The organism is Alistipes senegalensis JC50 (assembly GCF_025145645.1).
Classification (GTDB): Bacteria; Bacteroidota; Bacteroidia; order Bacteroidales; family Rikenellaceae; genus Alistipes; species Alistipes senegalensis.
Map to the genome: position 1 here is coordinate 837,417 of NZ_CP102252.1, position 13,389 is coordinate 850,805.

The following is a 13,389-nucleotide window of genomic DNA, read 5'->3' on the forward strand; positions in this document are numbered from 1 at the left end:
CACAATGTCCGGCCCTTTTCTCTTTCGGGCGATATGCGCAGAGCGCATCCATATCGACAAACCCTCCCGGCCTCCCTTTGAAAAGGGAGGAGACTGACCCGTCTGAACCACGAGTTCCTCTCGGCAAAGTTCGAAGACTAAACTCCGGTCAAAGACAACACGAAGCAAAGGCGGGGCTCAATGAGTCCCGCCTTTCTCGTGAGTCATCAGCTGAAAAATCGGTTTTAGCGAGGCGGGAACGCAAAACAGGATAGTCAGCGTGAAAACCCGCAACCGCCCACAACACGGGCTTTTTAAGCCCGTGGTTTTGGATACCTTTTGACATCAAAAGGTACAGAGCTATTTCTTCGGCCGGATCGTCGAGAGGCGCGCAACCTGCTTGAGGTCGAACTTGCCATAGATGTTCACCACGACCGTCTCTTTCGTACCGCAGGTCAGCATCAGCAACTCCGAATTATCGGTGACCGACGCCTCGCGGATGTAGAATTTCGTGGTCTGCCCCTCTTCGGTCCCCGACATCACCAGCTGGAATTCGAGGTCCGGATCGGCGGCCAGTCTCTCCGCATCGGCGACGAACTGCGCTCCGTCGCCCTTGTCGAGCGACACGATGCGGATATACTCGATGCCCCCAAGCAATTCGGCCAATCCCCTGTCGCCCTTTTCAGCCGCCTGACGGCTCATCATCCGCATCATCTTCCGCTCCAGCTGGATGCTGGTGAAGCCCTCGGCCTTCGTGTAGCGGTCGAAGAATCTCCACGAGGCGTTCTGCCCCCGAACCAGGAACGGCAGCAGGACCAGCAGGATCAACAGCAATCGTTTCATGGCCGCGAGTTTTTACATGAAGACGCAGACTCCCAACGACAGCGGATGGCAGGAGGGCCCCGCGCTGCTCTTGAAAAGCCGCGTCACGCCGTAACGGACATAGACGCCGACCCCGTGGTAAGAGACCGAGCCCCCGACCCCGAACTGGACGGGATTCAACCCAGAGAGGGAGTTCTTCACCTTCGGCTTCTTGTAGATCGCATTGGACCCGAGCGTGAAATCGCAGTATCCCACGACCGCGATACGCAGCTTCCGGACCGGATCGAACGAGAATTGCAGCGGAATGCCCAGCGAGGTGGTGCGAAGTTTCGACTTGTCGGCCCTCTCATCCAGCGTCACGGGCACGATCAGACCGTCCTCACGGCCCAGCGTGATCGTGTTGTCCGAAAGGCGGTAGTTGTTGACCGTATAGCGCAGACCGGTCGCAAACTCGAATTTTCCCTGTCTGTCCAGACGCACCGCCAGCCCGATGGGCGTCACGCCGAAGTGGAACGAATTGCCGGCCCGCAAATCGAGAAAATCCGCCGTTTCGGCAGGATAACCCGCATAATCGACACCCGTGAGGAGATTGAAACCCATCTCGATCCCGTCGAACAGCAGCCCCTTGACCCTCGAATGCGAGCGGGATTTCTGCGACGAACCGCGGTGCGGCGCCTGCCCGAGCGTGATTCCGAAGCCCGCCACTTCGAGAACCATATCGTTCCCGTCGGCGGCGCGGCGCATGGTGACCGGCCCCGTATCGACATCCCCGATCCGCCGGAGGGAATCCGCCGGCTGCGCCGAGGCGCACAGCCCCGGCAACATGAAAACACCCAAAAGAATAAGCAATCTGTTCATGGCATATCGTTTTTAATTGTTCTCTATCAATTCGTCCACCATCCGCCCCGACTCCTCCAAAGCAGAGAACGATTCGAGATAGACCGTCGTTTGCATGGCCACCTCCGCGTCGTACACCGCCACCCCGTCGATATAGCAGTAGGGCTTGCGCAGCAGGTCGGCGCAGACGAAAATCCCGAGCGCGACGGCCGCCGCCGCGGCAATTCCCCAAAGCGGCGCCATGCGCCGTATCCGGCGGGGCTTCCAGCGTTCCGGGGAATGCTCCCCGGCCAGCGCGTCCAGTCCGCCGAACAGGGTCCGCACCTCCCGCAGCGACTCCGGCACGTCGGCCGCCCGCCGCATCCATTCGCGCAATTCGCGCTCCTCCGCATCGGTCGCCTGCGCTGCGAACCAGCGCTCCGCGAGCCGTTCAATCCGTTCTTGCCGTTCGTTCATCGTCCGTCATTTTTTTCAGTACCTCTCGCAATCCGTTGCGGGCGCGGGAGAGGATCACGCGCACCTGCGCTTCGTCGCAGCCGACCATCCCGGCGATCTCGCGGGTGGAGTAGCCCTCTATATCTTTCAGGTGGAGCACCTCCCGCTGGCGTCCGGGGAGGCAGGCCAGCGCCCGCCGCACCAGTTCGCGCATCTCCCAGCGGTCGGCCTCGGCAGCCGCCGAACGCTCCGTCCACCCCGCCACCGCATCGTCCCGGCGGCCTGCGGCCCGCTGCCGGCGCAGCAGGTCGAGACAACGGTTGCGCACGGCGGTCATCACGAAGGAATCGACCCGGCGGCACCCTTCCAGCCGCCCCCGCTCGCGCCACAGACGCTCCAGCAGATCGTGTACGGCATCCTCCGCCTCGGCCGGCGAAAGCAGCAGGCTTTGGGCGTAACGGAACATGCGGTCGCGGAGCGGCAGGACAAGCGAGGTGAATTCGGACTCCTTCATTGTATCTGTAAGACGAAGCTGAGGGGCGAAACGCAACAATGCGAACCCAAATATCGGAATTTTTTCACCGAATATCCCCCGTTTCATGGACGGAGGCTCATTTTTTTGAAAAAATTCAGTATTTTGTATTGCATAATACTAAAATCCGTATTATATTTGCATTATCAAAATAGTAGGAATCGCAAGACATCCGACTGCGGCAACACTTAGACGACTATGAAAGAGACTGTAAACGCGAACATCGGCTCCCTGGCATTCACCCTCGACGAGGATGCCTACCGGGCGCTGGGCAACTATTTCGACGACATCCGCCGCCGTCTGCCCGAGGACGACGCCGAAACGATGAGCGACATCGAAACGCGCGTGGCGGAGATCTTCCGCGAGAAGGTCGCGTCGCCCATGCGGGTCATCACGCTCGACGTGGTCCGCGCGACGATGGAGCAAATGGGCTCCCCGGCCGACTTCGGAGAGCCCCGCGACGCAGCGCAGGACGGAACGGAACCCGCCGGCGGGGAGTCCTGCGAACCGGCGCCCCGGAGGCTCTACCGTTCGCGCACGGAGCGTTCGATCGCCGGCATCTGCGGCGGACTGGCCGCCTATTTCGACGCCGACCCGACGCTGATCCGCCTCGTGACGCTGCTGCTGATCCTCTTCGGAGGGCTCTCGATCTGGGCCTACATCATCCTCTGGATCGTCATTCCCGAGGAGCCCGCCCGCAAATTCAACATCAACCGCAACCGATAAAAAACCACGAATATGGCAACGAACGACAACAAGCGGTTATTCCGCTCGCAAGACAGCATCATCGCCGGCGTCTGCGCCGGACTGGCCGAATATTTCGGGCTCGACACCTCGCTGGTCCGCATCGGGACCCTGATCCTGATCCTCTTCGGAGGACTCTCGCTCTGGATCTACATCATCCTCTGGCTGATCGTTCCGAAGGCTCCCAAAAGGTTAAACGCATAGCATCATGGCCGAAGACAACGTAAAAGCGCAGATGCGCAAAGGAATCCTGGAGTACTGCATCCTCGCCATTCTCTCCCGCGAGGATTCGTATGCTCCGAAGATCATCGCCGAACTCAAACAGGCGGAGATGATCGTAGTCGAGGGTACGCTCTACCCGATCCTCACCCGGCAGAAGAACGCCGGACTGCTGACCTACCGCTGGGAAGAGTCGCCGCAAGGTCCGCCCCGCAAGTACTACACGCTCACGGACAAGGGCCGCGAATACCTTGCGACGCTCGACGAGACGTGGGACGAACTCGTCGGGCAAATACGGCTCATCCGCCACGGAAAATAACCCAAGATCAACCCTACTAAAAAACATACGCCATGAAAAAAATCCTGCTGACAGCCGTTCTGATCGGAGCCATGTTCTCCGTAAGCGCCTATGTCGTCTGCGTCGCAGCGCCGCTGCTGGGCAAAAACATCAAGGGCAGCGGCCATATCGTCACGAAAACCCTTCCCGCCCCCGATTTCGACGCCATCGACGCATCGCGCGCCGTGAAGGTCGTCGTCTCGGCCGGGGCGTCGGACATCCGCATCGAGGCCGACGACAACCTGATCGACCTGGTGGTCGCCGAAACCCGCGGCAAGACCCTCGAAGTGACGCTCGACAAAAAGGCGTCCAACATCCAGAACGCCGACATCACGGTAACCATACCGGCCAACGGCGGGAAGATCCGCTCGCTCAAAGCATCGAGCGCCTCGAAAATCACGAGCGATGCGACGCTCCGGGCCGACAGGTTCACGATCGAGGCTTCGAGCGCCGCCAAGATCAAAGCCGCGGTGGAGGCCGCCTCGTGCTCGATAGACGCTTCGAGCGCGTCGAAAATCAGCGCGGAGGTGAAGGCCGCGACCTGCACGGTCAACGCTTCGAGCGCCTCGAAGATCGCGCTCGCCGGCTCGGCCGAGGATTTCACGGCCGATCTCAGTTCGGCGTCGAAACTCGACGCCGAAAAGTTCACCGCCGTCAACGCCTCCGTCAGCACGTCGAGCGCTGCCAAGGCCGACATAGATTGCAGCGGAAAACTCACGGCCAGCGCATCGAGCGGCTCGTCGATCGGCTACACGGGCGGCTGCCGGACCTCGCTGAGCAAATCGAGCGGCGGCAGCGTCCGCAAAAACTAATCCCCGAAGCACCCGACAACCATGAAAGAGGTTAAAAAATGCAGCATATCGGGCGTGGCGTTCACGATGGACACCGACGCCTACGAAGCTCTCGCGGCCTATCTCGACAGCCTGAAAAAGAGCTACAAGGACACGGCCGACGGCGCGGAGATCGTCGCCGACATCGAGGCGCGCATCGCCGAGCTGATCCTCTCGGCGCAGGACAACACCCGCGTCGTGGAGAAGCCACTGATCCTGAACATCATTCAGCAGATGGGCTCCGCCGAGGACATCTCCGACCAGGGCGCCGACCGCGACCTGCACTGCGACACCCCGCGCATCCCCCGCCGCCTCTACCGCGACACGGAGAACGCCAAGCTGGGCGGCGTCTGCGCCGGCATCGGCAAGTATTTCGACATCGACCCCGTGTGGGTGCGGCTCGGGCTGTTCCTGCCGCTGCTGCTCACCTGCTTCGGATGGCTTCCTTTCCTGCACTGGTTCAGCCCGATGTTCGGCAACCTGTTCGGCATCTTCCTGATCTGCTATTTCATCATGTGGTTCGCCGTTCCGGCGCCCCGCACGGCACGCCAGAAGCTCGAAATGAACGGCGAGAGAATCACCGCGCAGTCCATCGGCGATGTCACCTCGGCCGCAGCCTGCGCCGACCCCGACGCCCGGGCCAAACCGATCATCGCCGAGGCGGTCTCGGTCTTCGGCAAGGTGGTGCTGATCCTGCTGAAAATCTTCGCCGGATTCCTCGTCTTCGGACTCATCATGGGCGCCTGCGCGCTGATTATCGGGCTTTTCGCCGTCATCGTCGGCGGAGAGAGCCTCTTCGCCCCCGAAATACTGGGCAATACCGTTTCGATCTGGGTCGCAAGCCTCGGCATACTGGCCGTGCTGATTCCGCTGATCCTGCTGATCTACGTGCTGATGTGCCTGATCGCCTCGCGCAAACCCGGCGGCAAGACCGTCCTGGCCATCTTCCTCGTGTGGCTCGCCACGATCATCGCCGTATCGTGCGTGGCGATCCGCGAGAACGTGGGCGACAAGTTCCGCAAGAAGCGCGACGCCATCGAACAGGTGTTCCGGAGCGAGATCGTCATCGACGGCGACACCACGACGCTGGAACGCCTGCTGGAGGATTACGACGACGAGAGCGTGATCGAAGAGGGCCGCAAGACCCTGCATATCGCCGTGCCTTCGAAGTCGATCGACATCACCGTCGATAAGAACCGGGGAAGCCTGCACGTCAACGCCGACGGCCGGGAGGTATCGGTGCAGGCCGGAGAAAAAGACGGAAAAGCCTCGGTGAGCATCTCCGCGGGGGAGAAAACCGGCTCCGCGGCCGAAGCTGCGGAATAACCGCAGCGCAATTTCAAATAAAAAGTTCTCTTCCGACAGGGCGGCATCCTTTTTGGGCCGCCCCTGTTTTTTGAATTTTTTTTGTATCTTTGGACGGTTTTGTCTTAAAAACAAAGTAAAGTATGGCCGGAATCAAATGTATCGGCATCCTGACCTCGGGCGGCGACGCCCCGGGCATGAACGCCGCAATACGCGCGGTGACGCGCAGCGCGATCTTCAACGGATTCACCGTGAAGGGAATCATGCGCGGATACAAGGGTCTCGTGTTCAACGAGATCGTCGAATTCAAATCGCAAAGCGTCAGCAACATCATCCAGCTGGGCGGCACGATCCTCAAGACGGCGCGCAGCCAGGAGTTCACCACCCCCGAAGGCCGCAAGGCCGCCTACGACAACATGGTCGCCGCAGGCATCGACGCGCTGGTGGTGATCGGCGGCGACGGTTCGCTGACCGGAGCGGGCATCTTCGCCGAGGAGTTCAACGTGCCGATCGTGGGGCTTCCCGGAACGATCGACAACGACCTGGGAGGAACCGATTCGACGATCGGCTACGACACGGCGCTGAACACCATCATGGAGGCGGTGGACAAACTGCGCGACACGGCGTCGAGCCACGAGCGGCTGTTCTTCGTCGAGGTGATGGGCCACACGGCGGGCTACCTGGCGCTCAACAGCGCCATCGCCACGGGCTCCGAGGCGGCGATCATCCCGGAGATGGAGACCGAAGTAGACCAGCTGGCCGAGCTCATCAACCACGGCTTCCGCAAGAGCAAGAACTCGGCGATCGTGATCGTCGCGGAGAACCCCAAGACGGGCGGCGCCACGGCGCTGGCCGAGCGTGTGAAGAAGGAGTTCCCGCAGTACGACGCCCGCGTGACGATTCTGGGACACATCCAGCGCGGCGGCTCGCCGACGGCCGTGGACCGCATCCTCGCCTCGCGCATGGGCGAAGCGGCCATCGAGGCCATTCTCGACGGGCAGCGCAACGTGATGATCGGCACGATGAACGGCAAGATCGTCTACGTGCCCTTCGCCAAGGCCGTCAAGCACGACAAGGGCATCGACCGCGGCGCGCTGGACCTGGTAAAGATACTGTCGATATAGAAACAACACCCCTAACCCGAACAAATGAAACGCGTCATCGGCATCGGCAACGCCCTCACGGACATGCTGGTCAACCTGAAAACCGACTCCGTGCTGGGGAGGTTCAAATTAGCCAAGGGCTCGATGAGCCTCGTGGACACCAAGCTGCAAACCGAAATCTCGAAATCGGTGGCGGGACTCCCCTATTCGCTCTCGCTCGGCGGATCGGCCGGCAACACCATCCGGGCCATGGCGCAGCTGGGATGCAGCGTCGGCTTCATCGGCAAGGTGGGTCCCGATACCACGGGCGATTTCTTCGTGCAGGCGTTGGACAACCTCGGCATCGAGCCGGTCATCTTCCGCGGCAGGGAACGTTCGGGCAAATGCGTGTCACTGATCTCCGCCGACGGCGAGCGCACGATGGTCACCCACCTGGGCGCGGCGCTGGAGCTCTCGGCTCCGGAGATCGAACCGGCGATCTTCGAAGGCTACGACTGCCTCTATGTCGAAGGCTATCTGGTGCAGAACCACGAACTGATCCTCAAAGCCGCCCGCACGGCCAAGGAGTGCGGACTGAAAGTCGCCATCGACCTGGCGAGCTTCAACATCGTCGCCGAAAACCTCGAATTCCTGCGCGGGCTGGTGCGCGACTACGTGGACATCGTCTTCGCCAACGAGGACGAAGCCAAGACCTTCACCTGCGAGGGCGAGCCGCTGAACGCCCTGCAAGCCATTTCGAAGCTGTGCGAACTGGCCGTGGTCAAGATCGGCATCAAGGGGGCGCTCATCAAACAGGGCGACGAGGTCGTGCACGTGGGCATCATGGCCGCGGCCAAGCGCGTGGACACCACCGGAGCCGGGGATTTCTACGCCGCGGGGTTCCTCTCGGGGCTCTGCGATGGGCTTTCGCTCCGCCAGTGCGGCACGATCGGCGCCATCACCGCCGGCAAGGTGATCGAGGTCGTGGGCACGACCTTCGGCGAGGAGGGCTGGAAGGACATCCACCGGCTGGTGAACAAAGTCAAAAACGAAAAGTACCTGTTCTGAATACAAAAAACCGCAGTTTCCGACTGCGGTTTTTCATTTATCCAACTTAATACAGGAAATCGGGAATTACCTTTATATAGAATAAATTAATCAGAAATACCAGCAGAATCGACACCGGAAACAGGATCACATACATACGTACCGGAACCGGCTTCTTACAGAAAAACACGATCAGCGTAACCAAAGCCGCCAACAAAGGGGAAAGCCAGATATACGCATTCGATGCGTACATGATACCGAACAGAAGTTCCATCAACGATGACAATAGGAATCCCACAGCAAAAAAACACAGCAGCACCCAGCCCCAAACCTCCCTCTTCACCGAAGCCAGCACCAAAACAGCCCCGACGATTCCCGACAGCATCCAAATTGCATCCCGAGAGACGTATTGCAAAGGTTTGTAGGCAAACAGATGGAGAATATGTGCATTGTCATAAGCTCGATCGAGCGGACTATAAATAAAAAAGACACACCCTAAGGCGATGAGCACAACTAAAAACAAATCAGTCAATTTCATTTTTCGATCCATCGCCGATTCGAATATTATACGTTCATTTTTTGAATTTTCGTGAACAGCCCCCGGCTGATCCCGCTGCGCATGCGCAGCAGCCAGACCGACCTGCGGGGCGGCATCGTCAGGCACAGCCCGAGCGTCGCGGCCCATTTGGCCAGCTCCAGCGCATAAGTCTTCGGCAGCCGGCGGTGGATCTGCGCCCGGAGGCGCTGGCTGACGCCGACATTGTAGCTCAACCGCCGGAAATAGGCCACGGTGAGCTTCGACGGGGGGATGATGTGCCACATCACGGCGTCCGGCACATACCAGATCGTCTCACCGCCCGCAAGGAGCCGCTCGAAAAAGTCGTTCTCCTCGCCGCCGATCAACTCGCCGTTCACGCGCCCCAGCGAAGGGTCGAATCCCCCGTACCCCGCCAGTCCCGCACGCCGGAAGGCCATGTTGCCGCCCCCCGGAACCCGTCCCGCAGGAAACGGACGCACGTCGGGGCCGAAATCCATCGGATTGGCGATCGGCATCTCAACGTATTTCGACATCCAGTCGGGACGCCCCGTCGGATATTCTGCGATGATGCGCCCGCCGGCCACGACGGCTTCGGGATGCGCATCGAAAAAATCGAGGTAGGCGCGCAGAAATCCCGGATTCACCCGTTCGTCGTCGTCGATGAAGGCCACCAGCGGCGCCTGCGCCTCCCGCAGCCCCCGGTTGCGGGCATACGACACCCCGGGCCCCGGCTCCGAGACGAGCCGCAGACCGATGTCCGGATGCGCCCCGGCGAACTCCTTGAAACGCATCACGGTGTCGTCCGTGGAGTTGTTGTTCACCACCACGCACTCCCACACGTGCGGCGGCAGGTCCTGACGCACGACCGATTCGAGCGCCGCGACAAGCTGCGCGGCACGGTTATGGGTGGGAATGACGAGCGACAACCGAATCATTGTGCGAATATACTGATTTTCCGCAAAAAACCGTATCTTTACACCCGAATTAAACGCGTTACGACTATGTACAAACTGATTCGCAGCCTGCTGCCGGTCGTCGCGGCGCTCCTCACCGCCGCAGCCGGAGCGCAGAACGCCGCCTGGACCGGCACGGCGGAACCCCTCGAGGAGAACGCCTACCGCATCGTGCTCGAAGCGTCGATACCTCAACCCTACCATATGTACGACATGGGACCCTACGAAGACGGTCCCAACGCCACCTCCATCGTCTTCACGCCCGGCGAGGGCGTCACGCTCGAAGGCGGCGTCGAACAGCTCGACACGCCGCACCGCTATTTCGACGAACTGTTCGGCATGGAGATCGGAACCTTCTCCGGCAAGGCCCGCTTCGCCCAGCGGGTGAAGCTCTCCGTGCCGGCATCCTCCGTCAAGGCGCAGATCGAATGGATGCTCTGCGACGACACGAGCTGCATGCCGCCCGACGACACGGAGCTGACCATAGCCATTCCCGCCGGCCCAACGTCCGCGAATACGGCAGCAACGGCGGAGCCCGAGAAAACCCCGGCGGCGGAGATCGCCCCCGCGCAGAAAGATGCCGCGGGCGGAGGTACGCTCTGGGCGCTGATTATCGAGGCGATCCTCTGGGGATTCGCCGCCCTGCTCACCCCCTGCGTCTTCCCGATGGTTCCGATGACCGTCTCGTTCTTTATGAAGAGCGCCGGAAGCCCCGCCGCGGGACGCCTGCGCGCCGGCATGTACGGATTCTTCATCGTAGCCCTCTACACGCTGCCCATCGCGGCGATCATTCTTATCACGCGCATCCTCGGCGGCGACGCCGTGACGGCCGACATCTTCAACTGGCTCGCCACGCACTGGCTGCCGAACATCCTCTTCTTCCTCGTGTTCATGGTCTTCGCGGCGTCGTTCTTCGGGGCGTTCGAGATCACCATGCCCTCGTGGATGGTCAACAAAAGCGACTCCAAAGCCGACTCCAAGGGGCTGGCCGGCATCTTCTTCATGGCCCTGACCCTCGTGCTGGTGTCGTTCTCCTGCACGGGACCCATCGTCGGCTCGGTGCTCATCAAATCCACCGCCGGAGAGTTCTGGACGCCGATCATCACCATGCTGGCATTCTCCCTGGCCTTCGCGCTGCCCTTCACCCTCTTCGCGTTCTTCCCCGCGATGCTCAAAAAACTGCCCAAGAGCGGCGGATGGCTCAACTCGGTGAAAGTCGTGCTGGGATTCATCGAGGTGGCGCTCGGCATGAAATTCCTCTCCGTGGCTGACCAAACCTATCATTGGGGACTGCTCGACCGCGAAATCTACCTCGCCGTGTGGATCGTCACCTTCTCCCTGCTGGGACTCTACCTGCTGGGAAAGATCCGATTCGCCCACGACAGCGACACGCCTTACCTGGGTGTGGGACGCCTCGCGCTGGCCATCGTCACCTTCTCGTTCGTCGTATACCTCATCCCCGGCATGTGGGGAGCCCCCCTCAAAGGACTTTCCGGATACCTCCCGCCGCTCCATACGCAGGACTTCGTCATCGGGCAGGGCGGTCCGGTGTCCACCGGGAACGGAGATGCGCGCATGCTGCTGACCGCCGACGGACGGAAACCCAAGCACAGCGACTTCCTCCATCTGCCGCACGGACTCGAAGGGTTCTTCGATCTCCCGGAGGCCGAAGCCTATGCCGCAAAGGTCGGAAAGCCGCTCTTCATCGACTTCACGGGACACGGATGCGTCAACTGCCGCGAAATGGAGGCCCGCGTATGGTCCGACCCGCAGGTGCTGGAGATTCTGCGCAACGACTATGTGATCGTCGCGCTCTACTCCGACGACAAGAAGGTGCTCCCCGAGAGCGAGTGGGTCACGACCGATTCGGGGAAAGTGTTGAAAAGCCTCGGCAAAATCAATTCCTATTATGCGTTGAAGACCTTCGGGGTCAACGCTCAGCCCTACTACGTCTTGCAGGGGCGCGACGGGAAGCTACTCGTTCCGCCGCGCGGATACGACCTCAGCATCCCCGGATTCGTCGCATTCCTCCGAAGCGGCCTCGAAGCCTACCGCAACGGGCAATAGGCGCTTCGGGCGTATGAAAAAATTCCGCTGCCAGATTCCGGCAGCGGAATTTTTCGTATAGGTCCGGGCCCGAACGGTCTGCCTCGTATCAAACAAAAAGCACAGGTTCTTGGCCTGTGCTTTTACTATGAGGAGGTGGAAATACTAAGATGTAATGGGATAATCATTCTTCGATTGGCAATATTGTTCCAAAATCTTTCCAACCTGCAGTAGTCTTGTAATTACTTAAGCTTTCTTTAGGCACTTTTAAAGCGATATTGTCCACATTATATTGGTGAAATGAATTAGCCTCACAATCATTACCAGAACTATCTACCCATATTTTAGGAGGAATTGACGCCAAACAAATTACCGTATCAATATCTATTATATCATTACTATACATACTATTGCAAGAAAAAGCAAACATTGAAACCTTTTGCGTTGACTTAGGTAAAATAACTTGTGGGAAATCGCATGATTGAGATGGTATATATGTAATGCCTTCCAAAAATTTAATAGTTTTTCTGTTATAGCAATATCTTAGTTTTAGCGACAAATTATAACCACAGCTATCTGCGGTTATAATTAATTCTTCCAAATTTCTGCATCCACTAAATGAAGCGCCATAGGATTTAACATTTTTGAATGAAATGAATTTACGAAGAGTTCGATTTCCCTCAGATGCAGTTGATCCTTGGTTAAACATCTTCGAAACAGAAGAGCCCCCATAATACGTCGCTTCTGACAAATCCACGACCTCTACCGCATGTATATTATCAATTGTCCGAATATCTGCATTATTCATTTCTCCTATAACTTTAATATTAATCAGAGATCGTTTTTGTTCCAATGTAAGTAAAGAATTTAGTGTTCCCGGTTCTTTAACTTCTACGGTAAGTTCACTATCCGATACAAAAGAGAGTTTAATGACCGTTGATTCTGTGTCATTCAAAATAAAGCAAACATAACCATCCTCAATAGATACCCCTTTGAAAAAATTATCTCCATCCGGTCCATTAAGGCTACTATCACCTGTTGCTTTACCAAGTTTTGTCCAAGATAACTCGTTATCATAAGAAATATACCAATACCCATCTGTTATCTTAAATTGAGGAGTAGTGCCGTCTTTTCCATTAGTTCCATCTTCTCCATCTATGCCCGGTTCTCCATTTGTACCATCAGTACCTTCTGCCTTGACTTTCTTTCCATCAACCAAAAGCCAGTCGTTATTGACAGTCCAATAGTAGATGCCATCCGCATCCTTTTTGACGCTGATAACCGGAGTAATAGCATCTTTACCATTCTCTCCATCTTTCCCGTCTTCACCAGCCACTCCATTCTTACCGTGATAGATAGTGATAGTTTTACCGGAAGAAAAAGTTATTAGATAGCCACTTCCATCGGGTAGTGTCGCTACACTTTTAATGGATTCGTTTTTCTGCAAGGCCGTAACAATTTCCTGCAACGAGGAAATATTGGTATTCATCTGTTTGCATAACTCTTCGAGTTTTGTTACCCGATTTTCCAATCCATTGACGCTGTCCCACAATTTGGAATCATCGTAGCTATCACTACAATTTGCTAATGTAATAGCTGATAAAAATATTAATATCTTTTTCATACCTATCTGTTATTCATTGTTATCTATTATTTCACAAATAAAATCTGTTACTGATTTGG

The 13,389-nt window shown here is 57.9% G+C and carries 15 protein-coding genes; 8 read left to right on the forward strand and 7 right to left on the reverse strand.

What is annotated here, in order from left to right; translation table 11 throughout:
• Window positions 1-339: 339 nt before the first annotated feature.
• The 4 genes from NQ519_RS03255 to NQ519_RS03270 are packed head-to-tail and all read right to left on the reverse strand — an operon-like array spanning window position 340 to window position 2,587.
• On the reverse strand, window positions 340-822 hold the full coding sequence (locus NQ519_RS03255) for a DUF4252 domain-containing protein (protein WP_019149495.1): 483 nt from the start codon (window positions 820-822) through the stop codon (window positions 340-342).
• A 12-nt stretch (window positions 823-834) separates the two neighbouring features.
• Complete coding sequence (locus tag NQ519_RS03260) at window positions 835-1,659, reverse strand: outer membrane beta-barrel protein (RefSeq protein ID WP_026076280.1); 825 nt, start codon at window positions 1,657-1,659, stop codon at window positions 835-837.
• Window positions 1,660-1,671: 12 nt separating this feature from the next.
• A complete protein-coding gene (locus NQ519_RS03265; RefSeq protein ID WP_019149493.1) occupies window positions 1,672-2,094 on the reverse strand; it encodes a hypothetical protein in 423 nt (140 codons plus the stop codon).
• Window positions 2,069-2,587 carry an RNA polymerase sigma factor gene (locus NQ519_RS03270; protein ID WP_019149492.1) on the reverse strand — a complete coding sequence of 173 codons (519 nt, stop codon included), beginning with the start codon at window positions 2,585-2,587 and terminating at the stop codon, window positions 2,069-2,071. The genes NQ519_RS03265 and NQ519_RS03270 overlap by 26 nt, the downstream gene beginning before the upstream one ends.
• Before the next feature lie 216 nt (window positions 2,588-2,803).
• Between NQ519_RS03270 and NQ519_RS03275 the strand changes: the two genes are divergently transcribed.
• From NQ519_RS03275 to NQ519_RS03305, 7 genes are all read left to right on the forward strand, one after another.
• Window positions 2,804-3,331 (forward strand): PspC domain-containing protein, encoded by a 528-nt coding sequence (locus tag NQ519_RS03275; protein ID WP_019149491.1) that lies wholly within the window; start codon window positions 2,804-2,806, stop codon window positions 3,329-3,331.
• A 12-nt stretch (window positions 3,332-3,343) separates the two neighbouring features.
• Complete coding sequence (locus NQ519_RS03280; RefSeq protein WP_019149490.1) at window positions 3,344-3,553, forward strand: PspC domain-containing protein; 210 nt, start codon at window positions 3,344-3,346, stop codon at window positions 3,551-3,553.
• 4 nt (window positions 3,554-3,557) lie between these two features.
• Window positions 3,558-3,887 carry a PadR family transcriptional regulator gene (locus NQ519_RS03285; protein ID WP_019149489.1) on the forward strand — a complete coding sequence of 110 codons (330 nt, stop codon included), beginning with the start codon at window positions 3,558-3,560 and terminating at the stop codon, window positions 3,885-3,887.
• 32 nt (window positions 3,888-3,919) lie between these two features.
• On the forward strand, window positions 3,920-4,717 hold the full coding sequence (locus tag NQ519_RS03290; RefSeq protein WP_019149488.1) for a GIN domain-containing protein: 798 nt from the start codon (window positions 3,920-3,922) through the stop codon (window positions 4,715-4,717).
• A gap of 21 nt (window positions 4,718-4,738) precedes the next feature.
• Entirely contained in the window at window positions 4,739-6,061 is a 1,323-nt protein-coding gene (locus NQ519_RS03295; RefSeq protein WP_019149487.1) for a PspC domain-containing protein, read from the forward strand.
• A 122-nt stretch (window positions 6,062-6,183) separates the two neighbouring features.
• Window positions 6,184-7,164, forward strand: a complete 981-nt coding sequence (gene pfkA / locus NQ519_RS03300) for a 6-phosphofructokinase (RefSeq protein WP_019149486.1) — start codon at window positions 6,184-6,186, stop codon at window positions 7,162-7,164.
• Between the two features lie 24 nt (window positions 7,165-7,188).
• A complete protein-coding gene (locus NQ519_RS03305) occupies window positions 7,189-8,190 on the forward strand; it encodes an adenosine kinase (RefSeq protein ID WP_019149485.1) in 1,002 nt (333 codons plus the stop codon).
• A 46-nt stretch (window positions 8,191-8,236) separates the two neighbouring features.
• On the opposite strand, the gene NQ519_RS03310 is transcribed toward NQ519_RS03305, so the two are convergent.
• Together NQ519_RS03310 and NQ519_RS03315 are read right to left on the reverse strand one after the other, a co-directional pair.
• Window positions 8,237-8,719, reverse strand: a complete 483-nt coding sequence (locus NQ519_RS03310) for a hypothetical protein (RefSeq protein WP_019149484.1) — start codon at window positions 8,717-8,719, stop codon at window positions 8,237-8,239.
• A 14-nt stretch (window positions 8,720-8,733) separates the two neighbouring features.
• Complete coding sequence (locus NQ519_RS03315; protein WP_026076278.1) at window positions 8,734-9,642, reverse strand: glycosyltransferase family 2 protein; 909 nt, start codon at window positions 9,640-9,642, stop codon at window positions 8,734-8,736.
• 66 nt (window positions 9,643-9,708) lie between these two features.
• Between NQ519_RS03315 and NQ519_RS03320 the strand changes: the two genes are divergently transcribed.
• On the forward strand, window positions 9,709-11,727 hold the full coding sequence (locus tag NQ519_RS03320; RefSeq protein ID WP_019149482.1) for a protein-disulfide reductase DsbD family protein: 2,019 nt from the start codon (window positions 9,709-9,711) through the stop codon (window positions 11,725-11,727).
• A gap of 163 nt (window positions 11,728-11,890) precedes the next feature.
• On the opposite strand, the gene NQ519_RS03325 is transcribed toward NQ519_RS03320, so the two are convergent.
• On the reverse strand, window positions 11,891-13,330 hold the full coding sequence (locus tag NQ519_RS03325) for a PL29 family lyase N-terminal domain-containing protein (protein ID WP_083870888.1): 1,440 nt from the start codon (window positions 13,328-13,330) through the stop codon (window positions 11,891-11,893).
• Window positions 13,331-13,389 lie beyond the last annotated feature (59 nt).